This window comes from Mesorhizobium sp. C120A (assembly GCF_030323105.1).
Taxonomy (GTDB): domain Bacteria; phylum Pseudomonadota; class Alphaproteobacteria; order Rhizobiales; family Rhizobiaceae; genus Mesorhizobium.
In genome coordinates, this window is record NZ_CP100476.1 from 318371 (window position 1) to 342353 (window position 23983).

A 23983-nucleotide genomic window follows, 5' to 3' on the forward strand; every position below is an offset into this window, starting at 1 on the left:
CTTGGCAGCTTGTCTCATGCCGTCAGCCTTGCCGCAACCGTGGCGAAGGCGGTGATCAGCCGGTTGACCTGGGCGCCGGTGGTGGCCGGTGAGATCAGCATCATGTTGTGAAAGGGCGCGATCAGCACGCCCTGGTTGACCAGCGCGACATGGATAGCCGCCTCAAGCTCCGGCGCATGGGCAGTCTCGGCTTCGGCGCCGTTCCTGAGCGGGCCAGGGGCGCAGATGAACTCGACGCGGGCGCCGACGCGGGCGACATGCCAGGGCAGATTGTAGCGATCGATGACGCCGGTCAGCCCGGCATCGAGCCGCAGGGCGAGGCGATCCATCCGGGCATAATTCTCCTGCGTCATCACCTCTTCGAGCGTTGCGCGCATGGCTGCGAACTGCAGCGGGTTCGCCGACAGCGTCGTGCCCATGCCGGAATAGCCCGGCTCCTTGGTTCGATTGTAGTCGGCATAGCGCGAGGCGACCTCGTCGCTCATGCCCCACACGCTTGCCGGCACGCCACCGGCGATCGGCTTGCCCAACACGAATAGGTCGGGCTGCAGTCCGAATTTCCTGGTGTAGCCGCCGGGTCCAGTCGAAATCGTGTGGGTCTCGTCGATCAGAAGCAGCGTTCCGGCCGCGCGCGTCAGTTTGCGCAAGGCGTCGTGAAAACCCGGATCGGGCAGCACCATGCAGGAATTGGTCAGCACCGGCTCAGCAATGACGCAGGCGACATCCTTGTCCTTGAGCGCTGCTTGCAGCGCGGCGACATCGTTGAATTCAATGACCTTCGCCGTCTTGGTCAGGTCGCGAAACTCACCCGCCAGCCCCGGCCGATTCACGGGCTTGCCGTCGACCATCCGGACCATCGTCTCGTCGACCGAGCCGTGATAGCAGCCGTTGAAGACCAGTATCTTTTCGCGGCCGGTGACGGCGCGGGCGACGCGCAGCGCGAAGCGGTTGGCGTCGGTGGCGGTGGTGGCGATCTGCCAGAACGGCAGACCGAAACGCTGTGTGAGCAGCGGCCCGATGGCCAGCGCATCCTCCGAAGGCAGCATATAGGTCAGGCCGCGCCCGGCCTGGCGGCGGATGGCGCGCGCCACCGGCGGCGGCGAATGGCCGAACATCGAACCGGTGTCGCCGAGGCAGAAATCGTCCAGCCTGTTGCCGTCGATATCCGTGATGGCGGCGCCCTTGGCGCTTTCGACCAGGATCGGGAATGGCGTCGGCCAGTCGTTCATCCAGTGCATCGGCACACCGCCGAAGAAGCCTGGCAGGCCGTTACCGACCTTGGCCTGCGATTTCGGCCGCGCCTTGCGGAAGGTGTTCGCCTCGCTTGTCCGCAATGCAGCGATGCGGTCACGGCTGATACCGCCAATGGACGCCTTTGAACTGTTCGTGCTGTGCATGAAATCCCTCTCGGCCGGCACACTACCCAATTGGCGACGGCAACCGCAATTGGCCGTGTTGGTGCGCTGCATTGGGTCAGCAGCAAGTTCGGCAGACTTGACCTTCCGGCGCAGTCGGGCGCCAATGCGATCGGGTCTGTGGTTTGGGGAGAAAAATGCGGACGATCATCTGCGCTATTGCGCTACTCTTGTCGGCCGCTGCGGCTTCCGCATCGGGCGGCGTCTGGTGTTCCGTCGATGACAAAGCGGTGCAATTCGAGGTCGGCGCCGGGGTCACCAGAGGTATGGGCGGCCCGACCTTCAATTTTCGCGGCGATCTCGAGATACTTGGCCGGCCGGAAGGCGACAGTCTGCGCAAGACCGTCTTCGAGGATTCCGACCTCACCCAGTACTGGCTGGACGACAAGGAGTTGCGGCTGAACGTCTACCACGAGCATCAGCTCGGAGATAAATTCAACTCTGTCGAACTGACGATCCTGACCAAGACCAGTGACGAGGGCGTCTATGACGGCCGGTACACGCTTGCCGTCTATGACAACGCCGCCGACACGGAACAGGACGGCAAGCCGAAAGAATTGACCGGCAAGGTGTCGTGCGGAGCCGAATAGGTCACGCCGAGATATCAATGACGCCGCAGTCGCCGGCGGCACTGCCGAAGGCGACCCGGCGCTCTTCCTTATCCCACATCATCGCGGTGATGGCGCCCTTGCCCGGGCGGCGCAACAGCACCTCTTTGGCATCGGTAAAGCGCACCGCCATGACCATGCCGTCATCATAGCCGACGGCGACGACATCCTGGCTCGGATGGCAGGCAACCGATGTCACCATGGCGTTGCCGCGCGTGCCGAGCTCCAGCGGCGCCTTGCCCATCGGGCCGTCCTTGCCCGAAAACGGCCAGACGATCGCCGCCGGCGCGCCGGAACTCGCCAGCCATTTGCCCTTCACGCTCCACGACAGGCTTTTGACCTTGCCGGGATAGCCGGTCATGCGCATGTGCTTGCCGTCGGCGAGCTTCCAGCCATGCAGCGCGTTTTCCTGCATGGTGGTGACGAGGAAGGCGCCATCCGGCGAGAAGGTGACGCCGGTATGGGCACCGGCCCATTCCAGCTCCACCGGCTTGCCGTCGGCGGCCGGGAAATGCAGCGTCGCGCCATTGTAGCGGGCGACGCCGAAGCGTATGCCCTTGGGGGAGAAGGCCAGCCCCTCGACCGAACGCGGATGGGCAAACTCTTTGGTCTTGCCGTCGGCAAAGCGCACGAACGCAGTCTTGCCCGTGGCATAGGCGATAGCGCCTTGCGGCCCGGCGGCAACGCTGGTGATCCACTTCTTGCCGACGCTGGCGAGTTCGCTGACATTGCCGCCGGCGGCAACGGCAAAAATCTTGCCGTCCTCGCCGCCGGTGATCAGGCGGTCGTTGGCGGCGTCATGGAACGTGGAGAGCAGGCCGTCAGTGGCCTGAATTGTCTTGTGGCCGTTGTCGAGCCTATGAACTGTCCCATCGGCGAGCGCAAAATGCGGCACGTTGTCGAGGAAGACGGCGGCAAGGCAGTGACCTTCCAGGTCGAGGGGAGCAACTGTGGGCATCAGGACCATTCCAATGAAGCTGTCACCACTCCCGGGAAGCCACTGAGGCGGCCAGGCCTGGCGCCGACCTTCTCCCCTTGTGGAGAAGGTGGATCGGCGCGCAGCGCCGAGACGGATGAGGGGTGTTGAACGGATCGCCGTCGGTGCCGAGCTGGAGCACCCCTCATCCGACCTCGCTTCGCGAGGCCACCTTCTCCCACAAGGGGAGAAGGAAGAGCGGGCAGCGCTAGCGCCATAGAGTCCGGAAATCAAGCCGCCTGGCAGGCGTCAAAGCTCTTCTTCAGCCGTTCGGCGTCAAGCTCGCGGCCGATGAACACCAGCCGGCTCTCATGCTTTTCGCCGTCTTTCCAAGCGCGCTGGTGGTCGCCTTCGATGATCATGTGCACGCCCTGGATGACATAGCGCTCGTCGTCGCCCTTGAGCGCGATGATCCCTTTCAGCCGCAGGATGTTGGGACCTTCCATCTGAGTGATCTTCTCGATCCACGGGAAGAATTTCTTCGGGTCCATCTCGCCGCCGCGCAGCGACACCGACTGCACGGTCACGTCATGGATGTCGGAGGGATGCGCGTGATCGTGATGATGATGGTCGTGATCATGATCGTGGTGATCGTGGTCGTGATCATGGTGGTCGTGATCATGATCGTGCGCCTCGAGAAAATGGGGATCGTTTTCCAATGCGCGCGACAGGTCGAAGGCGCCGCGGTCGAGCACTTCGGACAGCGCCACGCCGGCGCGCGTGGTGCGGTGAATCCTGGCCGCCGGGTTGATGGCGCGGATGGTGGCTTCGACCTTGGCCAGCTCTTCGGGCGTCACAAGGTCGGTCTTGTTCAGCACGACAACATCGGCAAACGCGATCTGGTCCTCGGCTTCCTTGGAATCCTTCAACCTGAGCGGCAGGTGCTTGGCGTCGACCAGGGCCACGACAGCGTCGAGTTTGGTCTTGGAGCGCACGTCGTCGTCCATGAAGAAGGTCTGCGCCACCGGCACAGGATCGGCGAGGCCGGTGGTCTCGACGACGATGGCGTCGAAGCGGCCGGGACGGCGCATCAGGCCTTCGACGACGCGGATCAGGTCGCCGCGCACCGTGCAGCAGACGCAGCCATTGTTCATTTCGTAGATTTCCTCGTCGGATTCCACGATCAAATCATTGTCGATGCCGATCTCGCCGAATTCATTGACGATGACGGCATAACGCTTGCCATGGTTTTCCGACAGGATGCGGTTGAGCAGCGTCGTCTTGCCGGCGCCGAGATACCCGGTGAGAACGGTCACGGGGATTTGCGTCTGTGCTTCGCTCATATCTTGCCTCGAAATGGCTGGGCCACGGAATTGCGGGCCGCAAGAAGGGATTGTTGGCCTGATATAGGATGTGTGCCGGCCTTTTGCACGAGGCAAACCGCCTGGGTGTTTGACCCAGGATTGACGAAGCGGATGGGTAGACCCGAGAGGCCGAGTGCGAGGGATGCCGACCATCAACGTGTTGCCGGAAACGCCTCTTCGTTGACCTGTGCTGAGCCGCGCCGCGTCAAACCGTTGCAATCGCCTTGGCGGAAACTCGTTTGTCATCTAACTGAAATAAACATCTGGCATCACCATTTCGAGCACCACAAATGCTTGCCGGCAAAGCTGTTTCGAAAGCCGGAATCTTTTTGATCGTCGATTGCCAACCGGCCGGCTGCGTCTATGCTGCACGCACCGGTACGGCCGAAGAGGGATCACCATGGCCAAGGCGGACAAGACTGCAACGATGAGCCGGCTGCATTCGGCGGCAAGGCTGGCAAGGACCGCGCTGGCGGCGCGGCTTCTGGCGCACGGCTTCTATGCCGGCCAGGACCAGATCATGCTGACGCTCGACCGCGAGGACGGCCAGACGCCCGGCAATCTCGCCGGCCGCCTCGGCGTGCGCCCGCCGACCATCACCAAGACCATCAACCGGCTGCAGGCCCAGGGCTTTTTGGAAAAGCGCGCCTCTTCCGCGGATGCACGCCAGGCGCATATCTTTCTCACCGACACCGGCCGCGAGATCATCCACGCCATCGAGAAGTCGGTGAAGAAGACCGAGAAGCAGGCGTTGAAGGGCCTCGACAAGAAAGAACAGAAGACGCTGTTCAAGCTGCTCGCCCGCATCGAGGCCAATTTGTCGAACGAGGAGCTGGTGCTTGTCGACGACGATGGCGACATCGACGATTGATCTTCCTGACCTAGGCGGCTACCGAAGGCCCGCGCACCAGGGTCGACCAGCGGCCGGGCGTCAGGCCGAATGCTTTCTTGAAATGCCTGTTGAAATGGCTCTGGTCGCTGAAGCCGGCGCCAACGGCAATCTCGGCCAGCGGCTCGCCCACCTCGATCATCCGTCTTGCCTTTTGCAGCCGGCGCATCAGCAGGAACCGATGCGGGCTGGTGGAATAGGTCGCGCGAAAATGGCGTGACAGCGCATAGCGGTCGAGCCCGGTGACGGCTTCCAGCTCATCGGAACGAACGGACCGCTCGGCATTCTCCTCGAGATAGCCGCGCGCCAGCGCTGCCGCACGCGAGGCCGACTTCCCCATCGGCTTTGCTTTCTGTCCCGCATGACGCCCCAGCTGCTGCGCCAGCTCCGCAACGAAATCGGCGACGAACAGCTCGTCCAGTTCCTCATCGAGCGGCGACAGGGCCGAAAGCAGCGTGCCACGCAAGGCAGGATCGCTGACCACAGAATCCCTGACGAAAGGCAGCGGCGCGCCGTCGAGGCAGTCGAGCAGCAGTGAGGGTTCCAGATAGAGGATCCGGTAGCGCAGACCATCCTCGGTCCCGGCGCCGCCATCGTGCACTTCGTCGGGATGCAGCACGATAACCTGGCCGGGCAGGCTGTAGTTGACAGTGCCCCTGTAGTGGAAGCGCTGCACACCGGAAAGCGTCACGCCGACGGCGAGTGTATCATGACGGTGCAGGTCGAAGGCGTTGCCATGGAAATGCGCCTCGATGCGCTCGATGCCGGTGCTGCCTGGCGCCGAGACGATCCGGTCTTCATCCGCGCACGAACGTCCAAGACCCTGTGTCGCCTCACCGTCTAGATCGTGCGTCATCACCTATCCCTGCCCTTCATGGGCGTGCTCCGGAGTCCTCATTTTGGTGTTCGATACGAAATTTGCAATCGTGCTGCGGGACGATCTCGCCGTCTGGCAAAAGCTCAACGTCACGGCCTTCCTGACCAGCGGCGTCGTCGCGCAATTCCCCGACATTATCGGCGAACCCTACCGCGACCGCGCCGGCAACCTTTACAATCCTCTGTCGATCCAGCCGGTCATCGTGCTTTCGGCCGATGGGCCGACGCTCAACTCCATCCACCGGAAGGCGCTGGAGCGGGGCGTGACGGCGTCAGCCTATGTCGAGGAGATGTTTGCCACCGGCTTCGATGCGGCCAACCGCGCCGTCTTCGCCGAGTTCGGCCCTGAGGACGCCAAGATCGTCGGCATCGCGCTGCGTGCCGACAAGAAACTCGTCGACAAGATCACCAAGGGCGCCCGCATGCACGCCTAATTCAGCAGGAAGCGTGTAACGGCGCTCATGAATTCAGTCGGCCGCTCGACGTTCAGCATATGGACGCCCGGAAGCAGTGTAAGCGTGGCGCCGGGGATGCTGGCTGCGATCGCCTCGCTGTGGCTTGCCAGCGTTACCTTGTCGTCTTCTCCACCGATCACCAGGGTGGGGGCGGTAATGAGGGAGACAGTCCGGCGCAGATCGCAATCGCGTACGGCGGCGAAGCATCCCGCGAGACCTTGGGGCGGCGTCGCCAGGACCATCGCGCGGAACGCGTCGACGGTTTCGTTTGGGCCGGCAAGCATCGAGGCGGGAAACCAGTTGTGCATGAACATGTCCGCGGCGGCCGACATGTTGCTCGCAGCAAGGACAGTACGGATCTGCTCGTCAAAGTAAGAAGCCGGCCCGAGATGTGGCGAGGTGTTGGAAAGGATGAGACGCTCGATGCGGTCCGGGGCATGGATACCCAGCCACTGCCCTACGAAGCCGCCCAGCGACAGCCCGCAGAAATGCACGCGGGCGATCTGAAGCGCATCCAGCAGCTCAAGGACGTCGCGGCCCAGCCGATCGAGCGAATAGGCTCCGGCCGGAGCATCGGAACTGCCGTGGCCGCGCAGATCATAGCGCAGCACCCGGAAAGATCCGGCAAATTCCGCAAGCTGCCGGTCCCACATATGCAGGTTCGTCGCAATGGAATTCGAGAGCACAAGCACAGGGCCGGCCCCCGCCAACTGATAGGCGATCCGGCAGCCGTCGCCCGTCGTAAAATAAAGCGTGTCAGTCATCTGGTCCTCATCTCACCCTGGCGAAAGGAGTTCGATGCTCCCGCCGCCCTTTGAATGAGCCACACTAGGCCTCGTAATTATCCAGGAAAATTACTATGATTGGACAATCTCAGTAGGTTTTGGCGATAATGAATGGTCTGAAACTCCACGACCTACGGTGCTTTGACGCCGTGGCAAGCGAGGGCAGCTTCCAGGCGGCCGCCCTTGCCTTGAACCGATCGCATCCATCCGTCTTCGCCGCTGTCGCACGCCTCGAGCAGTTGCTCGGGCTCACACTTCTCGACCGCAGCGGATATCGGGTGGGGCTGACGGAGGCGGGCCGCGAGTTTCACGCGCGAGCGCAGCTGACATTGCGCGAGCTCGACCATCTGCGAACCTATGCGGGCCAGTTGGCGAGTGGCGAGGAGACGGTCCTGCGTGTCGTCATGGGTGATCTCTGCCCGCGACCGCAAATCCTGCGTATGCTCAGCGGCTTCTTTGCCGAACGCACCGGGACACGCCTGCACCTGGAGTACGAGGCGGTCGGCGGTCCGCTCGAACGGTTGATGGAAGGCTCGGCTGACCTCATCTTCCATCGCGCGGATCCTTCCGATCCGCATCTCGAGCGGATCGATCTCTGCGCGGTGCCCCTCGTGCCGGTGGTGGCGCCTGGGTTCCTTCCGTTCGCGCCTGGCCGCGAGATTGCGCCGGAGCAGATGCGGCCCTTCACCCAGTGCGTGATCCGCGACACGGCGCGGCGGCCAGCGCCGGAGAGCTATTTCCTCATCGACGGCGCGCATCAGTGCTCGGCGCCGGATCATCTGATGAAGAAGGAACTGATCCTTCACGGACTGGCCTGGGGCCATCTGCCGGCATGGCTGATCGAGGACGAACTGCGGGATAGGAGGCTGATCTCGATCGCTGGTGCACATCTGCCCGGCCGGACGGAGATCCTGGCGGCGGTGCGCCGGCGCGACCGACCGCATGGACCCGTCGCCGAGGCGTTGTGGCTTCATCTCCAGGCGCAAGTGGCATCCGACGGCAAAGCACCGGATGTCAGAACGTCGCAGCGGAACGCAAAGCGCCTTAGCTGGCATCGGATCGGCCTGCGCTGAACCTGTCTCAGACGCCTGTTGTGCCAGTCGCTTTTGGCTTGCCGGGCGCAGGCGATTGCCGCAAAGGTTAAGCGTTGATCCTCCCTGCCCGGCCTGACATTTGAACGTTCCCGCAAAATCAGACGAAAGCGCAACGCCGCCCGCGGCGATGCTGTTCATGCTTTCGACCTATGTCTTTTTCACCTTTCTCGACACCTCGAGCAAATATCTGGTGCTGGCCGGCGTCTCGGCGCTGATCGTCGCCTGGGCCCGCTTCACCGTCCATGTCCTGCTTGTCGGCGTCTTCCTGCGCGGCTGGCGCGAGCCGTCGCGCTTCCGCGCCAACAATTTGCCGGCCCACATCCTGCGCGGCGGTCTGCTGTTCGGCTCGACCATGTGCAACGTCATGGCGCTCAAAACGCTTCAACTGGCCGAGACCACCTCGATCTACTTCTTCGGGCCGATGGTGATCACCGCCCTTGCCGGACCGCTGCTTGGTGAATGGGCCGGCTGGCGGCGCTGGCTGGCAATCCTGTCGGGCTTTGTCGGCGTGCTCGTCATTACAAGGCCGGGCATCGGCGTGTTCGGCATCGGCCATCTTTTCGCGCTCGGCTCGATGCTGTCGAACAGTTTTTACGTCATCATGACGCGGCGGATGTCAGCCAGCGAAACCTCGGAAAGCCTGATCCTGTTTTCGGCGCTGGCGCCGGCCGTGCTGCTTCTGCCGATGCTGCCGTTCTCGCATGGGCTGCCGCAGGATGGCTGGCACTGGTTCATACTGGTGATGCTGGGCGTGTTCGGCGCCGGCGGCCACTGGCTGCTGGTGCAGGCCTACCGCCTGGCGACCACCACGGCGCTGGCGCCGTACCCCTATTCGCAGATGGTCTGGATGATCCTGTCCGGCTGGATCATCTTCCACCAGTTCCCCGACCGCTGGACGCTGGTGGGTGCTGCCATCATCGTCGCCAGCGGCCTTTACATCATCCATCGCGAGCACCGTTTGCGGCTGCGCAATCGCACGACCGTCGATGCCGAGGCGGAGGCGCTGGCGAAAAAACTTTGATTTGCTCCGAATCCGATGGCATAACGCCGCATTTAAAAAATTTTAAAAAAACTCGGGGAGCGAAGGGCTGGCACAAAAGATCAAGCTTTCGACGATCGCGGATGCGCTTGGCGTGTCCACGGCCACGGTCTCCCTCGCCTTGCGCGACAGCCCGCTGGTCGCCGGCGCCACGCGTGACCGCATCAAGGAACATGCGCGGGCCATCGGGTATATCTACAACCGCCGCGCCGCCTCACTGCGCACCTCGCGCTCGGGCATTGTCGGTGTCGTCGTGCACGACATCATGAACCCGTTCTTCGCCGAGATCCTGCGCTCGATCGAAAGCGAACTCGATCGCAGCCGGCAGACCTTCATCCTGTCCAACCATTATGACCAGTTGGAAAAGCAACGCACCTTCATCGATACGCTGCTGCAGCTTGGCGCCGACGGCGTCATCATGTCGCCGGCCATCGGCACGCCGGCTTCCGACATCGTCATGGCCGAGGAAAACGGCCTGCCGGCGGTGCTGATCGCACGCAGCGTGGAAGGCGCCGACGTGCCGGTGTTTCGTGGTGACGATGCCTATGGCACGGCACTTGCCACCAATCATCTGATCTCGCTCGGGCACAAGCGCATCGCCATGATCGGCGGCACCGACCAGACCTCGACAGGGCGCGACCGCTACCAGGGCTATCTCAACGCCATGGAGGCCGCCGGGCTTGAGGTCAGGCCGTCCTGGCGCATCGCCGGGCCGCGCACCAAGCAGGGCGGATTCGAGGCGGCTGGACAGTTTTTGGCACTTAAAGACAAGCCAACCGCCGCTTGCTGCTGGAATGATCTGGTCGCCATCGGCCTGATGAACGGCATTGCCCGCGCCGGCCTGGTGCCGGGCGCCGACATCTCGGTCACCGGCTATGACGATCTCGAGGAGGCGGCAATCGCGACACCGGCGCTCACCACAGTCTGGAATGGCCAGCGAGAGGTCGGCCGCCGTGCCGCCAGCGCGCTGCTCGACAAGCTGAACGGACAGGCGGTACGGCCGTCACAGGAACTGATCAAGCCGGAACTGCATGTGCGCCAGTCGACCGGCAAGCCGGTGGAGCGTGAATGACCAAGACTGATGCGTTGCAGACCGTCGCCGTTCTGGTGCCGGGACATTTCAACGACCATGCGGTCGAGCGCATCGACCGCACCTTCAAGCGGGTCAAGATAGAGCGAGCCGATCCCGCCCTGGTCACCGAGGAGATGCGCCATGACGTGCGCGCCATTGCGTCCTTTGCCGGCGTCAATGCGGCATTGATGGATGCATTGCCCAACCTCGAACTCATCGCCTCCTTCGGCGTCGGCTATGATTCGGTCGATGCCGGCCATGCGGCCAAGAAAAACATCATGGTCACCAACACCCCCGATGTTTTGACCGAGGAGGTCGCCGACACCACGATCGGCCTTTTGCTCAACACCGTGCGTGAACTTTACAACGCCGAGAAATGGCTGCGCGACGGCAGTTGGGTGAAGAAGGGCAACTATCCCCTGAGCCGGCTGACCTTGCGCGGTCGGCATGTCGGCATTTTCGGCATGGGCCGCATCGGCCTTGCCATTGCGCGCCGGCTGGAAGCGTTCGGGCTGCCGGTGGCCTACCACAACAGGCGCAAGGTCGAAGGTCTGGCTTATGAATACCACCCGACGCTGAAGGGCCTTGCCGAAGCGGTCGATACGCTGATTTCCGTAGTGCCGGGCGGCGCTTCCACGGAGAAGGCGGTCAATGCCGAAATCCTGGCGGCGCTTGGCGCCAACGGCGTTTTCGTCAACATCGGCCGTGGCAGCACGGTCGACGAGGCAGACCTCGCCGCAGCGCTTGCCAACGGCACCATCGCCGCGGCCGGGCTCGATGTTTTCGCCGATGAACCGAATGTGCCCAAGGCTTTGCTGGAGGCGCCCAACACCTCGCTTTTGCCCCATGTCGGTTCGGCCTCGCACCACACGCGCCGCGCCATGGCGGATCTGTGCGTCGACAATCTGGTATCCTGGTTCAGCGAGCGCCGGCCACTGACCCCGGTGCCGGAGACGGCGCAAGTCAAGCCACGAAGCTGAGCGGCTGTCTGCCACACTCGTTAACGTCGGCTTAACGCTTTGGAATCATTCTGCATCTGCGCCGGGGGGCGCGGAGTGCAAGATGACGAAACTTCCGGCATTGATTGCGGCAGCGGCACTTTTCGCCGGCTTTCAGCTGTTTCACGGCGGCAGCAGTGAAAGTTCGGCCAATGAAGCAAGGCCGGCAACCACCTTCAGGCTGGTCGCCAATGGCGACGAAGGCGACTGCGCGGTTAGCCGCGGCGCCGCGATTGACGATGGCCTGTCGCTGTTGACCGTGGCGCCGAACTGCCGCGGGCTGCTGCCGGGGATCGAGCGGGCAAAATTCTGGCGAGAGGGCGAGGACGGCACGATCGCGTTCAGCGCCGACGGCACCGACCCGATCGTCACCTTCTCGGTTGCGGATGGCGACGGCTACGAATCCTACGCTCCGGCCACGCCGCTGCTTTCGCTGGCGACAACCGGCGAACGGGATCAATCCGCCGGCAATTGATCGTCGGGATTTATTCCGCCGCCGCCCGCGCGCCGGCCTTCGCCGCCGCATGCAGGCGCACCGCATCGCCGAAGGCGCGGAAGATCTTGGCCGAGTTGCCGTCCGACTTGACCCAGTATTCGGGGTGCCATTGCACGCCGACGGCGAAGGCGCGGGCGTCCTTCACCGAAACTGCCTCCACCGTGCCGTCGCCGGCAACCGCCTCGACCTGCAGCTTCGAGCCGAGCCGGTCGATGCCTTGGCGGTGCAGCGAGTTGACCTTGATGTCGCCGGCGCCAAACACGCCGGCCAGGCAGCTGCCCGGCTTGATCGAAATGGTCTGGTGAATGGCGAAGCGTTCGTCCTGGTTGTCGCTCACCGGCGCGCGATGGTCGAGCGAGCCTTCGCGCTCCTGGATCTCGGTGCCAAGCGTGCCGCCCAGCGCAACGTTCAACTCCTGGATGCCGCGGCAGATGGCAAGCAGCGGCACGCCGCGCTCGATCGCCTTGCGGATTAGCGGCAGCGTGGTGGAATCGCGCGCCGGGTCGTAGGGGCCGTTGGCTTCGCTGGCGTCGCCGCCATAGAGCGATGGATGCACGTTGGACTTCGAGCCAGTGACCATGACACCGTCGACCGAAGACAACAGCTCGTCGAAGTCGAGCCGGTCACCGAATGACGGCACCAAAAGCGGGAACACGCCGGCGCCGGAAAGTGCTGCCTCGATATATTGCTGCGGGACGGCATGCCAGGTGTAGTTGTCGAACTGACGGACGTCGGTTGATATGGCGACGAGCGGCTGGTGCATTTTGGGTCCGGATTCCATTTGGCGCGAAGCGAATAGCTATTGTGCCTGCAAAATAGGCGATCCGAAGGCGCTTTTCCATGGCAAGTTTCGCCATCTCGCATGGGCCACGCGGCGAACGTTAGACTATAGTTGCAGGCTGGCCGGCCGGCCCGCGGATTTGTCGCCAGCGCCGCCGTCAAATCCCGCCACCATGCTGGACTCGACCTTTTGCCCGTGTATTGTTTCGGGCAAATCGATACCGGACGTGAGGAGATGTCCCTGATATCGGTTGTTGGTCCAATAGGGAGGAACTGCATGGATCGTCGTTCATTCATCCGCAAGGCCGGGGTCACCGGCGTGGGCGCAGCGGCGGCTGCCGCTACGCTAGCCGCACCGGCAATCGCCCAGTCCAATCCGAAAGTGACGTGGCGGTTGGCGTCATCCTTTCCCAAGTCACTCGATACGATCTATGGCGGCGCCGAAGTCTTCTCCAAGATGCTGTCTGAGGCGACGGACGGCAATTTCCAGGTCCAGGTCTTCGCCTCCGGCGAACTCGTGCCCGGCCTGCAGGCCGCCGACGCCACCACTGCCGGCACCGTCGAGGCCTGCCACACGGTGTCATACTATTATTGGGGCAAGGACCCGACATGGGCGCTCGGTGCGGCGGTGCCGTTCTCGCTCAACGCGCGCGGCATGAACGCCTGGCACTATCATGGCGGCGGCATCGACCTGTTCAACGAGTTTCTTGCCACGCAGGGTCTTTTCGGCCTGCCCGGCGGCAACACCGGCGTGCAGATGGGCGGCTGGTTCCGCAAGGAGATCAACACCGTCGCCGACCTGTCCGGCCTCAAGATGCGCATAGGCGGCTTTGCCGGCAAAGTGGTGCAGAAGCTCGGCGTCGTGCCGCAGCAGATCGCCGGTGGCGACATCTATCCGGCGCTGGAAAAAGGCACGATCGACGCCGCCGAATGGGTCGGCCCCTATGACGACGAGAAGCTCGGCTTCTACAAGGTCGCGCCCTACTACTATTATCCCGGCTGGTGGGAAGGCGGCCCGACCGTCCATCTCTTGTTCAACAAGGCCAAGTACGAGGAGCTGTCGCCCGCCTACAAGTCGCTTGTGCACACCGCCGCGCAGGCGGCGGACGCCAACATGCTGCAGAAATACGATTTTCTCAATCCTGCGGCGGTGAAGCGGCTGGTGGCCGGCGGCGCGAAATTGCGCCCGTTCAGCCAGGACATCATGGCCGCCTGTTTCGAGAAGGCCAATGAGGTCTACACCGAAATGGAAGCCACCAACGCGCCGTTCAAGAAGATCTGGGACTCGATCAAGGGCTTCCGCAAGGAGCATTATCTCTGGGCCCAGGTGGCCGAGTACAATTACGACACCTTCATGATGGTCCAGCAACGCAACGGCAAACTGTAGGCTGGGATCTGCCCCTTCTCCCCGTCACTATACGGGGAGAAGGTCCCGGCAGGTGGATGAGGGGCGGCGGCAAACTTCGGCGATCGATCGCCTTGGGCTTGGTAGTCGCCCCGAAATTATAGCTTATCTTTCCAAGCGTTGACGCTGCCCCTCACCTGCCTGCCGGCATCCTCTCCCCGTATAGTGACGGGGAGAGGGACGCGGTCATCGTCGTTTCGCCAATCGCCAACGTCGCAGGATTGAGGCTGCCCTTCATTCCCTGCCCGGCACCACCAACACCTTGACCTCGCCGGGGGCGGCCGGGTTGGAGATAACCGAGGGGGCTCCGTCCAGGCCGACCTGTCTGGAGATGAGCTTGTCGATCTCGATTGCCCCGGACGCGACAAGGTCCGCCGCCCGCCTGTGGGTGAAGGGGTTGATGAACGAGCCGAGAACCTTCAGTTCGCGAAACAGGATGTCGAACGGTTCGAAGGGCACTTTCACGCCTTGCGGCATCACGCCGACGATCACCACCGAGCCGCCGGACTTCGCCAGCCGCATCGATTGTTCGACGGTATCGGGGACACCGGCGCATTCGAGCACCACGTCGGCCCCGCCGGGCACAAGGCCGGCTGGGCCGGCGATCGCCTCGATCGGGTCGACCGCGCTTGGGTCGACCGTCGTCGTTGCACCGAGCTCTTCGGCGAGCGCACGGCGGGAGGCCTGCCGCGTCGACAGGATGATGGTCGCCGCTCCTGCGAGCCTCGCCAATTGCACGGTAAGCAGGCCGATGACGCCGCCACCAAGCACCACCACGGCAGCGCCGGGTCTGATTCCGGCGAGGTCGACAGCGTGCAGGCAGCAGGCCAGCGGCTCGCAGAAGGCGCCATGCGTTGGCTTGAGGTTCGCAGGCAGAAGAAAGGCCTGGCTCTGCGGCATCACGACGTAGTCGGCGAAGCCGCCGTCGCGATGGATGCCGATGGCCCTGAGATTGCTGCACAAATTGACCCGGCCAGCCCGACAATGACTGCAGCGTCCGCAGAAGATGTTGGGATCGCCGGTAACACGGTCACCGATGGCGATGCCGGAAACCGCATCACCGACAGCCTCGACGATGCCGCAGAATTCGTGACCAAGCGTCACCGGTGGGCTCGAAGGGAATTCGCCGTGGAGGAGGTGACGGTCGGTGCCGCAAACGCCGCAGGCTTCGACGCGCACCAGAACGTCCTGCGGTCCCGCAACAGGCTTGTCGACCTCCCGTAGCGCAATGCTGCCCACGGCTTCCAGGCGCACGGCTCTCATAACATCCTCACTCAGGTTCTCAGTGTTCACACATCAGTTGAAGTTCGGCGGCTGCGACAGGTCGGTCGCCGGCGCCGCCGGCTTGGCGGGCGGCGTCTCGCCGAAATTCGGCGGCTGCGAGAGATCGTTCAACGGTGGCGCCGCGGGTGATGGGCCACCGTTGGCTGGTGGTGGTGTGCCGAGAGGCGCAAGGCCTGGCATATCAGGCAAGTTGATCTCGATCGTTCCCGGATCGACGGCCGCACCCTTGTAGCGCATGACCATTTGCGGGAAGGCGATGGTCAGCCCGATCATGATCACCTGGATGCAGACGAAGGGCACGGCGCCCCAATAGATCTGGCCGGTGGTCACCGGCGCGATCTGCTTGCCGGTGAGGCGATCGAGATAGGGCACGCGCGCGGCGACAGAGCGCAGGTAGAACAGCGCAAAGCCGAAAGGCGGGTGCATGAAGGAGGTCTGCATGTTGACGCCGAGCAGCACGCCGAACCAGATCAGGTCGATGCCGAGCTTATCGGCTGCCGGCGCCAAAAGCGGCACGATGATGAAGGCGAGCTCGAAGAAATCGAGGAAGAAGGCGAGCACGAAGACCAGGATGTTGACGCCGATCAGGAACCCGACTTCGCCGCCCGGCAGCGACGTCAACAAATGCTCGACCCAGACGTGGCCGTTGACGCCGTAGAAGGTCAGCGAGAACACCCGCGCGCCGATCAGGATGAACAGCACGAAGGAGGAAAGCCTGGTGGTCGACGCGAGCGCCTGTTTGATGACATCCAGCGACAACCGCCCCTTCATTGCCGCCATCGCCAGGGCGCCAACCGCGCCCATGGCGCCGCCCTCCGTCGGGGTGGCGATGCCGAGGAAGATGGTGCCCAGCACCAGGAAGATCAGCGCCAGAGGCGGGATCAAAACGATGATCACCTGCTGCGCCAACCTGGACATCATGTTGATGTTCAGGCCCTTGTCGGCGATCGCCACGATATAGATCAGGATCACCCCGATGCTGGCGCCAAGGATATCGGCATTGTCGCCATGCGCCGGCGCAAGGTAGCGATAGGCCGCATATGAAGCCGCGACTGCCACCAGCAGTGCCGCGAGCAGCGACAGCACGCCGTGGCCAAGCGTGCGGGCCGCCAGCGGCAACGCCGGCATCGAGTTCGGCCGGACGATCGACATGGTCAGGATGTAGAGCGTGTAAAGGCCGGTCAGCACCAGGCCGGGGATCAGCGCGCCGGCATACATGTCGCCGACCGAACGGCCGAGCTGGTCGGCCAGAACGATCAGCACCAGCGACGGCGGGATGATCTGGGCGAGTGTGCCGGATGCCGCGATGACGCCCGACGCCAGTCGTCGGTCATAGCCGTAGCGCAGCATGATCGGCAGCGAGATCAGGCCCATGGCGATGACCGAAGCCGCGACCACGCCCGTGGTAGCGGCAAGCAGCGCGCCGACGAAAATCACCGCATAGGCAAGGCCGCCGCGAACCGGGCCGAACAGCTGGCCGATCGTGTCGAGCAGGTCCTCGGCCATGCCCGATCGTTCCAGCACGATGCCCATGAAGGTGAAGAACGGGATTGCCAAGAGCGTGTCGTTCGACATCACCCGGCTGCCGTAGAAATTGTCGGGCAGCGCATGCAGCAGCGGCCACGCCAGGTTGATCGAGCCGCCCGAATAGGGCGACAGCACGACACCGATGAAGAAGAACATCAGGCCGTTTGCGGCGAGTGAAAAAGCGACGGGATAGCCGATCAGCAGGAAGATGATCAGCGAAGCGAACATGATCGGCGCCATGTTCTGGGCGATGAACTCGATCATGGGCGCGCCTCCTGGGCGAGCGCCTTGGCCTCTTCAGCAAGGGCTTTAGCCTCGAGCTCGGCCTGTTCGTGCACCGAGATGAACGGATTGGGATCGTCCATGTCGCCGCGCATGATGGCTATCTTCTTGATGATCTCGGAGATGCCTTGCAGCGCCAGCAGGAAGAAGCCGACGAGCAGGATCGCCTTGGCCGGCCAGATGATCAGGCCGCCGGAATTGTTCGACATTTCGCCGCTGCGGAACGACAGCGACACGTAGGGGACAAAATAGATCACCATCAGCGTCACGAACGGCATCAGGAAGAAGACATGGCCGAGCAGGTCGATCCAGTGCTGCACGCGGCGCGACCACATGCCGTAGACGATGTCGATGCGGATATGGTCATTCTGCTTCAGCGTATAGGCGGCGGCCAGCATGAAGGCGGCGCCGAACAGGTACCACTGCAGTTCCAGCCAGGCATTCGACGAGACGTCGAAGACCTTGCGGATGATGGCATTGGCGGCGCTGACCAGGATTGCCAGCAGGATCAGCCACGATATCCACCTGCCGATGAACTCGTTCATACGGTCAATCGTTCTCGATAGAGCGAGCAGCCCTGCCATGCATTTCCTCCCTCAGGTCGAAGGCGCGCCGGCTCCCCTATTTTCCGTCGCGCCGCTGTGGCCCAACGGTATGCCGTGCGTGGTTCGGCGGGTCAACATGGCATGGCGCGATCAACGCCGTCGTGACGGGAGGCAGGGGATAAAGTGCCGACCGGCTGCTGCGTCATGCAACCAAAGTCTGACAGCGGATGCGGCGATCAGGCGATCTTCTGCTGGTCGCGGCCAGGACCGATCAGCACAAGTGCCGCGACCAGGAACAGATACATCCAGCCATCGCGCCATTCGACCGGGAAATAGCCGGCCCATAGCGACTCCGCCATGCCGAAGGCGGCCGCACCGAGCGCGGCCCGAGGCGGAGAGAGATAGCCGCCCACCGCCGTCACGAACAGGATTTTCAGCCCGTAGACAAGGCCGGAGCCGAAGCTGACATTGCCGTAGTAAAGGGCGGCCATGATTCCGGCCAGCGCGGCGCAGAAACCGCCGAACAGCACCGCATGCCGGAACACTGCACGCACGTCCACGCCGCACATGGCAGCCGCTTTGGGATCGTCGGAGACGGCGCGCCAGCGGCGGCCGAAGCCCGAGCGGGCAAACGCCCATGCAGCGAGCATGATTGCCGCCAGAACCACCGCGCAATCGATGAGCTGGATCAGCGTCAGCGTCGCCTGGAAGCCGGCATCCTGAGCAAAAACGATGGGCTGCGCCAGCATCGGCGGCAGCCACCAATCATGCGTGTCGGCGGCGATACGGCTTGCTTCCGACAGCACCAGCAGGATGCCGAGCGTCGTCACCACAATGGCATTGGGCGTGCGGTCGGCCAGCGGTTCGAAGACGCTGCGCGACAGCACGTGGCCGATCAGCGCGGCATAAAAGAAAGCCGTGACGACGCCGAGCACCACTGCCGCCAGCAAGGTCAGCCACAATACCTGATAGCCGAAGGCCACGGTCAGGATCATCGTCTGGCCGCAAAAGGCGAACAGCGCGCCATAGGCGAGATTGGTCCGGTGCAGGATGCCGTTGGTCAGCACGTAGCCGAAGGCAAGCAGCGCATAGAGCGCGCCGGAATGCAGCCCGTTCAGCACCTGCTGGAAGAAATAGAGCATGGACAGCTTTCAGGGCATGTCGCCCAAAAGTGCAAAGCGGTTTTGGGGCAACGACTTGCCTCAACAAAATCCTGCGCCGGAGCCCGCGCCAAGGTTTGCATCGTAAAATCTAACTTGTCAAACGCGATTTATCGGTTAGATTTCTGATATGACAGTATCTTGGACCCCACATCGCTTCACCGGCGGCATTCTTGCGCTCGATACGGCCAACACCGTGGTGTTGCGCAACGATCCGGAAAAGACTTTCGACCGTTTTGCCGATCCGGCCGAGATCGCGCGCTTCGCCAACGCCGCAACCGGCTTTCGCGGTGCCGAGCTTGGCGGCAGACCGCTGGAGGCGACCTCGCCGGACAGGATCGCCCCGGTGGTGCTGGCGATCCGCGAGACGACCGACCGCCTGTTTCGCGGCGCGGTGTCGAAAGGTGCGCTTGCCGCCGGCGACCTCGCCGCTTTTCTCAAGGCCTGCGCCAACGGCCTCGATCGGAGCCCTGCCGAAATCGGCGCACCGGGTAGACCGTTCGGCGATCCATCGACGCCGATCGCGTTCGAGGCGGCGCTGGCGGTTTCGGCCTTGTCGCTGCTGCGCGACGACACGGTCGCCAGGCTCAGGATCTGTCCCAATTGCAGCTGGCTGTTCGTCGACAGGAGCCGCAATTCCAGCCGCCTTTGGTGCGATATGGCTGTGTGCGGCAACCGCCAGAAAGCAAGCCGTCACTATCGCCGCCGCACGGCGGCACATGAGGTCAACAATGCTTAGGGTTGTTTTTCGTTCGATCCTTGTCGGTGCTGCGCTCATTGCAGCCGTTGCGCTTGGCGCCTGCCGCGACACCGGCGGCGACGGCAAGCTGTTCGAGGTTTCCGGCAAGGTCGTCGTCTTCAATTACCGCCTCGCCCGGGCGACCTATGTCGTGACGCTGCGGCCCCTGCAGCCGATGGGCGAAGGCCAGGTTGCGGTCGCCAGCTTCCAGAATCCGGCTGGCGGTCCTCCCCTGGTGATCGAGCAGAAGGTCTGGCCGAAGCTCGACAAGGTCAGCCTGGAAAGCCCGGCGCTGACCTGTATCGTCAAGGACAAGCCCTATGCGATTTCGATCAGCATCAGGGGTCCTGACGGCACGTTCCTGCAGAAGATCGACACGACGCTGATGTCGAGCGAGGACCAGTCGATCCTTCCCGACCGGCCGCTGGTGGTCGACCAGCTCTATACGGCCAATCCCGATCTTGCCGGCCATCCCGACGGCAAGCTGCCGGGTGAGCCGAAGCCGGATTGCTCGAAAGGCTGACGCGTCTTAGCCCGGCGCGACTGCGTGGAAATTTCTGGTCGCCGGACAACCGCCGCGGACCGATTTCGTGCCGAATACGCGACGGCAGCGGATCGTTCGTTGCGCTTTGCCTGGCACTTTCGATTTCGTTTGACCTGCCTTGCAAGCGGAGAAAGACTGCGCCATCTCACTCCTACGTTGGCTGCGCGCCCCCGGTGCTGTCTCCGCAGAGGAAATGCCTGATGACGCTGCACGACGTCGCGCTCGACGACAAGTTCGATCTTGGTAAGGAGCGCATCTTCCTGTCCGGCGCACAGGCGGTCATCCGCATGCTTTTGATGCAACGCGAGCGCGACCGCCGGGCCGGCCTCAACACGGCCGGCTTCGTGTCCGGTTATCGCGGCTCGCCGCTCGGCGGCCTCGATATGCAGCTGTGGCGGGCGAAAAAGCAGCTGGCGCAGGCCGACATCGTCTTCCAGCCCGGCCTCAACGAGGAGCTTGCCGCCACCGCCTGCTGGGGCTCTCAGCAGACGGAATTAATGGGCGAAGGCAAGCATGACGGGGTGTTTTCGGTCTGGTACGGCAAGGGACCGGGCGTCGACCGCTCCGGCGACGTTTTCCGCCACGCCAACCTCGCGGGAACGTCGAAGTATGGCGGCGTGCTTGCGCTGATGGGCGACGACCATATGGCCGAATCATCGACCAATGCGCACGCCACCGAATTCCTGTTCGTCGACACCATGGTGCCGATCCTCAACCCGGCCGGCGTTCAGGAGATCATCGACTACGGCCTCTACGGCTTTGCCATGTCGCGCTTCGCCGGCACCTGGGCGGCTATCAAATGCGTCAAGGACAACATCGAATCCACGGCCTCCGTCGATGCCGCGCTCGAGCGCCTGAACATCGTCGTGCCGGAGTTCGATATGCCGCCCGGCGGCCTCAACATCCGCGATGAGATCGACATGCTCGGCCAGGAGGAGCGGCTGCATGAATACAAGCGCGCCGCTGCATCCGCCTTCATCCATGCCAACGGCCTGAACCGCATCGTCTATTCGGGCGGCCGCGCGCCGAAGCTCGGTATCATCACGCTGGGCAAGAGCTATCTCGATGTCCGCCAGGCGCTGGAAGACATCGGCATCGACGAGGCCGCCGCCAACCGCATCGGCATCCGCCTGTTCAAGGTCGGCTGCCCCTGGCCGCTCGACCTGCAGCATATCGCCGAATTCGCCCGCGGCCTCGACACCATCGTCGTCGTCGAGGAGAAGCGCTCGCTGATCGAGGTGCAACTGCGCGAAAACCTCTACGGCACCGCCACCCAGCCGATGATCGTCGGCAAGAAGGACGAGCGCGGCGACTGGCTGTTCCCGGCCAAGGGCGCGCTCGACCCCAACGAGATCGCCATTGCGCTGGGCGAGCGCATCCTGCGCACAATCGGCCCTTCGGAAGAGATCACTGCCAAGGTGGCGAAGCTGCGCCAGTTCCAGGCGATGCTTGCCGAAACCAGCGATATCGGTTCGCGCACGCCGTTCTTCTGCTCCGGCTGCCCGCACAATTCCTCGACCAAGGTGCCCGACGGCTCGATCGCCGCCGCCGGTATCGGCTGCCATTTCATGGCGCTGTGGATGGACCGCAACACGGTCGGCTTCACCGCCATGGGGGGCGAGGGCGCACAATGGGTCGGCCAGGCGCCATTCTCCAAGCGCGGCCACATTTTCCAGAATCTCGGCGACGGGACCTACAATCACTCCGGCACGCTGGCGATCCGCTTCGCGCTGTCGACCGATGCCAACATCACCTACAAGATCCTCTACAACGACGCCGTCGCCATGACCGGCGGTCAGCCGCATGAGGGCGGCCTGACTGTCGACATGATCGCCAGGCAGGTGCGCGCCGAAGGCGTCGAGCGCATCGCCATCGTCACCGACGAGCCGGAGAAATATGCGGGGAAGGCCGAATTCCCCTCCGGCGCCACCATCCACCACCGCGACGACCTCGACCTCGTCCAGCGCGAGCTGCGCGACGTCAAGGGCGTCTCGGTGCTGCTCTACGACCAGACCTGCGCCGCCGAAAAGCGCCGCCGCCGCAAGCGCGGCACCTTCCCGGATCCCGACAAGCGGGTCTTCATCAACGAACTGGTCTGCGAGGGCTGCGGCGATTGCGGCGTGCAATCGAACTGCGTCTCGATCCAGCCGGTCGAGACCGAGTTCGGCCGCAAGCGCAGAATAGACCAGTCGAGCTGCAACAAGGATTTCTCCTGCGTCAACGGCTTCTGCCCGTCCTTCGTCACCGTGCACGGCGCCAAGATCAGGAAGGCCGAAGGCATTGCCGGCCGCTCCGACCCGCTTGACGGCGTGCCGGTGCCAGCCGAATTCCCGCTCGGTAGCGAGGGTTGGGCGGCGATCATCGACGGCGTCGGCGGCACCGGCGTCGTCACCATAGGTGCTGTGCTCGGTATGGCCGCCCATCTCGAGGACAAGGGCTGCGGCATGATTGACATGGCCGGCCTCGCTCAGAAGGGCGGTTCGGTGTTCACCCATGTCCGCATCGCCCGCACGCCGGACGACATCCACGCGATCCGCGTTTCGGCCGGCAAGGCCGACCTGGTACTCGGCTGCGACCTTGTCGTGTCCGGCGCCAAGAAGGTGCTTGGCGCGGTGCGCGAAGGCCATACCATCTTCCTTGCCAACACTGCCGAGATCATGCCTGGCGAATTCGCCCGCTCGGCCGATTTCTCGCTGCCCATCGAGCGCCTGAAGAAGGCGATCCGCGCTGCCGCTGGCGACGACAAGACGCATTTCTTCGACGCCACGCGCACCGCCACCCAATTGTTCGGCAATTCGCTCGGCGCCAACATGTTCATGCTCGGCTTCGCTTTCCAGCATGGCGGGCTGCCGCTGTCCGCGCAAGCCGTTGAAAGAGCGATTGAATTGAATGGCGAGGCGGTGGCGATGAACATCGCCGCCTTCCGCTGGGGCCGGCGCGCCGCGCATCAGCCGGAGTTTGTGCGCGGCCTCATCGCGCAACCGAGCAAGGCCACTGAGATCGCCGAGACGCTGGACGATATCATCGCCCGCCGCGTCGCTTTCCTCTCTGCCTATCAGAATGCCGCCTATTGCAGGCGCTATGTCGAGCGGCTGGCGGTCCTGCGTGCCGCCGAGGCAAAGGCCGTGCCCGGCTCGACCGCGGTGACCGAGGCAGCCGCCAAAAATCTGTTCAAGCTGATGGCGATCAAGGACGAATATGAGGTGGCGCGGCTCTACACTGACGGCTCCTTCGCTATGGAGCTGTCAAAACAGTTCCATAGCTACGAAAAGCTCGAATTTCATCTGGCGCCGCCGATCATGGGCAGGCGCGGCAATGACGGCAAGCCGAGGAAATCGAGCTTCGGCCCGTGGATGATGAAGGGTTTTCGCCTGCTGGCGGCGCTGAAAGGCCTGCGCGGCACGGCCTTCGACGTGTTCGGCTACAGCGCTGAGCGGCGCATCGAGCGGCAGCTTCTGGCCCGCTATGAGGCCGATCTGGAGCTTGTCGCCAAGGCACTTGCGCCAGGCAGGATCGAGGCCGCCATCGCCCTTGCCTCGGTGCCGGCGCTCATTCGCGGCTACGGCCATGTGAGGCAGGCCAGCGCCGAAAAGGCGGCGGATGAACGAAATCGCCTTCTTGAACGATTCAAGTTGCCGGTGCAGCCAAGCGCATTACAAGCCGCTGAGTAGCCAAAAGGGCCGGAAAAACAGGCCCTTCAGCGCGAGCTA

Annotated in this window: 22 protein-coding genes; 12 read left to right on the plus strand and 10 right to left on the minus strand. The window is 63.5% G+C overall.

Annotated elements, in window-relative coordinates; translation table 11 throughout:
- Positions 1–14: 14 nt before the first annotated feature.
- A complete protein-coding gene (locus tag NL532_RS01490; protein ID WP_023683506.1) occupies positions 15–1397 on the minus strand; it encodes an aspartate aminotransferase family protein in 1383 nt (460 codons plus the stop codon).
- Between the two features lie 155 nt (positions 1398–1552).
- Here NL532_RS01490 and NL532_RS01495 point away from each other — a divergent pair, with 155 nt between their 5' ends.
- Entirely contained in the window at positions 1553–2005 is a 453-nt protein-coding gene (locus NL532_RS01495; protein ID WP_023683507.1) for a hypothetical protein, read from the plus strand.
- 1 nt (position 2006) lies between these two features.
- Here NL532_RS01495 and NL532_RS01500 read toward each other — a convergent pair whose 3' ends face one another.
- Both NL532_RS01500 and NL532_RS01505 read right to left on the minus strand, forming a co-directional pair.
- Positions 2007–2981 carry a WD40 repeat domain-containing protein gene (locus NL532_RS01500; protein ID WP_023829366.1) on the minus strand — a complete coding sequence of 325 codons (975 nt, stop codon included), beginning with the start codon at positions 2979–2981 and terminating at the stop codon, positions 2007–2009.
- 248 nt (positions 2982–3229) lie between these two features.
- Positions 3230–4282 (minus strand): CobW family GTP-binding protein, encoded by a 1053-nt coding sequence (locus NL532_RS01505; RefSeq protein ID WP_023689243.1) that lies wholly within the window; start codon positions 4280–4282, stop codon positions 3230–3232.
- Positions 4283–4703: 421 nt separating this feature from the next.
- Between NL532_RS01505 and NL532_RS01510 the strand changes: the two genes are divergently transcribed.
- Positions 4704–5174, plus strand: coding sequence for a MarR family winged helix-turn-helix transcriptional regulator (locus tag NL532_RS01510; RefSeq protein WP_023671361.1), 471 nt, complete (start codon positions 4704–4706; stop codon positions 5172–5174).
- 10 nt (positions 5175–5184) lie between these two features.
- Here NL532_RS01510 and NL532_RS01515 read toward each other — a convergent pair whose 3' ends face one another.
- Positions 5185–6048 (minus strand): AraC family transcriptional regulator, encoded by an 864-nt coding sequence (locus NL532_RS01515; protein ID WP_023829365.1) that lies wholly within the window; start codon positions 6046–6048, stop codon positions 5185–5187.
- Positions 6049–6094: 46 nt separating this feature from the next.
- Between NL532_RS01515 and NL532_RS01520 the strand changes: the two genes are divergently transcribed.
- Positions 6095–6502: a DUF2000 family protein gene (locus tag NL532_RS01520; RefSeq protein ID WP_023694715.1), complete on the plus strand. Its 408-nt coding sequence runs from the start codon at positions 6095–6097 to the stop codon at positions 6500–6502.
- Here the strand turns inward: NL532_RS01520 and NL532_RS01525 are convergent.
- The gene (locus NL532_RS01525) at positions 6499–7287 is read right to left on the minus strand and encodes an alpha/beta fold hydrolase (protein ID WP_023689240.1); all 789 of its coding nucleotides are present in this window, start codon (positions 7285–7287) and stop codon (positions 6499–6501) included. The genes NL532_RS01520 and NL532_RS01525 overlap by 4 nt on opposite strands.
- A 128-nt stretch (positions 7288–7415) precedes the next feature.
- On the opposite strand from NL532_RS01525, the gene NL532_RS01530 reads away from it, so the two are divergent.
- The 5 genes from NL532_RS01530 (at position 7416) to NL532_RS01550 (ending at position 11986) form a co-directional block, all read left to right on the plus strand.
- Entirely contained in the window at positions 7416–8381 is a 966-nt protein-coding gene (locus NL532_RS01530) for a LysR family transcriptional regulator (protein WP_023689239.1), read from the plus strand.
- A 157-nt stretch (positions 8382–8538) separates the two neighbouring features.
- Positions 8539–9423: a DMT family transporter gene (locus tag NL532_RS01535; protein ID WP_032886143.1), complete on the plus strand. Its 885-nt coding sequence runs from the start codon at positions 8539–8541 to the stop codon at positions 9421–9423.
- A gap of 67 nt (positions 9424–9490) precedes the next feature.
- Positions 9491–10513, plus strand: a complete 1023-nt coding sequence (locus NL532_RS01540; protein ID WP_023752463.1) for a LacI family DNA-binding transcriptional regulator — start codon at positions 9491–9493, stop codon at positions 10511–10513.
- Positions 10510–11493: a 2-hydroxyacid dehydrogenase gene (locus NL532_RS01545; protein ID WP_023671354.1), complete on the plus strand. Its 984-nt coding sequence runs from the start codon at positions 10510–10512 to the stop codon at positions 11491–11493. Before NL532_RS01540 ends, NL532_RS01545 begins: the two co-directional genes overlap by 4 nt.
- Before the next feature lie 82 nt (positions 11494–11575).
- Positions 11576–11986 (plus strand): hypothetical protein, encoded by a 411-nt coding sequence (locus NL532_RS01550; RefSeq protein ID WP_023683514.1) that lies wholly within the window; start codon positions 11576–11578, stop codon positions 11984–11986.
- Between the two features lie 10 nt (positions 11987–11996).
- Here NL532_RS01550 and NL532_RS01555 read toward each other — a convergent pair whose 3' ends face one another.
- Positions 11997–12770, minus strand: coding sequence for a gamma-glutamyl-gamma-aminobutyrate hydrolase family protein (locus tag NL532_RS01555; protein WP_023703661.1), 774 nt, complete (start codon positions 12768–12770; stop codon positions 11997–11999).
- A gap of 294 nt (positions 12771–13064) precedes the next feature.
- On the opposite strand from NL532_RS01555, the gene NL532_RS01560 reads away from it, so the two are divergent.
- Complete coding sequence (locus NL532_RS01560) at positions 13065–14174, plus strand: TRAP transporter substrate-binding protein (protein ID WP_023671351.1); 1110 nt, start codon at positions 13065–13067, stop codon at positions 14172–14174.
- A gap of 252 nt (positions 14175–14426) precedes the next feature.
- On the opposite strand, the gene NL532_RS01565 is transcribed toward NL532_RS01560, so the two are convergent.
- The 4 genes from NL532_RS01565 to NL532_RS01580 all read right to left on the minus strand — a co-directional run bounded on the left by NL532_RS01565 (position 14427) and on the right by NL532_RS01580 (position 18972).
- Positions 14427–15455, minus strand: a complete 1029-nt coding sequence (locus tag NL532_RS01565; RefSeq protein WP_023829364.1) for a zinc-dependent alcohol dehydrogenase family protein — start codon at positions 15453–15455, stop codon at positions 14427–14429.
- Between the two features lie 33 nt (positions 15456–15488).
- Entirely contained in the window at positions 15489–17267 is a 1779-nt protein-coding gene (locus tag NL532_RS01570) for a TRAP transporter large permease (protein ID WP_023750422.1), read from the minus strand.
- Positions 17264–17869 carry a TRAP transporter small permease subunit gene (locus tag NL532_RS01575; RefSeq protein WP_023683517.1) on the minus strand — a complete coding sequence of 202 codons (606 nt, stop codon included), beginning with the start codon at positions 17867–17869 and terminating at the stop codon, positions 17264–17266. The genes NL532_RS01570 and NL532_RS01575 overlap by 4 nt, the downstream gene beginning before the upstream one ends.
- Before the next feature lie 197 nt (positions 17870–18066).
- Positions 18067–18972 (minus strand): branched-chain amino acid ABC transporter permease, encoded by a 906-nt coding sequence (locus NL532_RS01580; protein ID WP_023746552.1) that lies wholly within the window; start codon positions 18970–18972, stop codon positions 18067–18069.
- Between the two features lie 148 nt (positions 18973–19120).
- Between NL532_RS01580 and NL532_RS01585 the strand changes: the two genes are divergently transcribed.
- The 3 genes from NL532_RS01585 to NL532_RS01595 all read left to right on the plus strand — a co-directional run bounded on the left by NL532_RS01585 (position 19121) and on the right by NL532_RS01595 (position 23944).
- Positions 19121–19729, plus strand: a complete 609-nt coding sequence (locus tag NL532_RS01585; RefSeq protein WP_023746551.1) for a CGNR zinc finger domain-containing protein — start codon at positions 19121–19123, stop codon at positions 19727–19729.
- The gene (locus NL532_RS01590; RefSeq protein WP_023746550.1) at positions 19722–20252 is read left to right on the plus strand and encodes a hypothetical protein; all 531 of its coding nucleotides are present in this window, start codon (positions 19722–19724) and stop codon (positions 20250–20252) included. The genes NL532_RS01585 and NL532_RS01590 overlap by 8 nt, the downstream gene beginning before the upstream one ends.
- 221 nt (positions 20253–20473) lie before the next feature.
- A complete protein-coding gene (locus NL532_RS01595; protein ID WP_286487870.1) occupies positions 20474–23944 on the plus strand; it encodes an indolepyruvate ferredoxin oxidoreductase family protein in 3471 nt (1156 codons plus the stop codon).
- Positions 23945–23983: the final 39 nt, after the last annotated feature.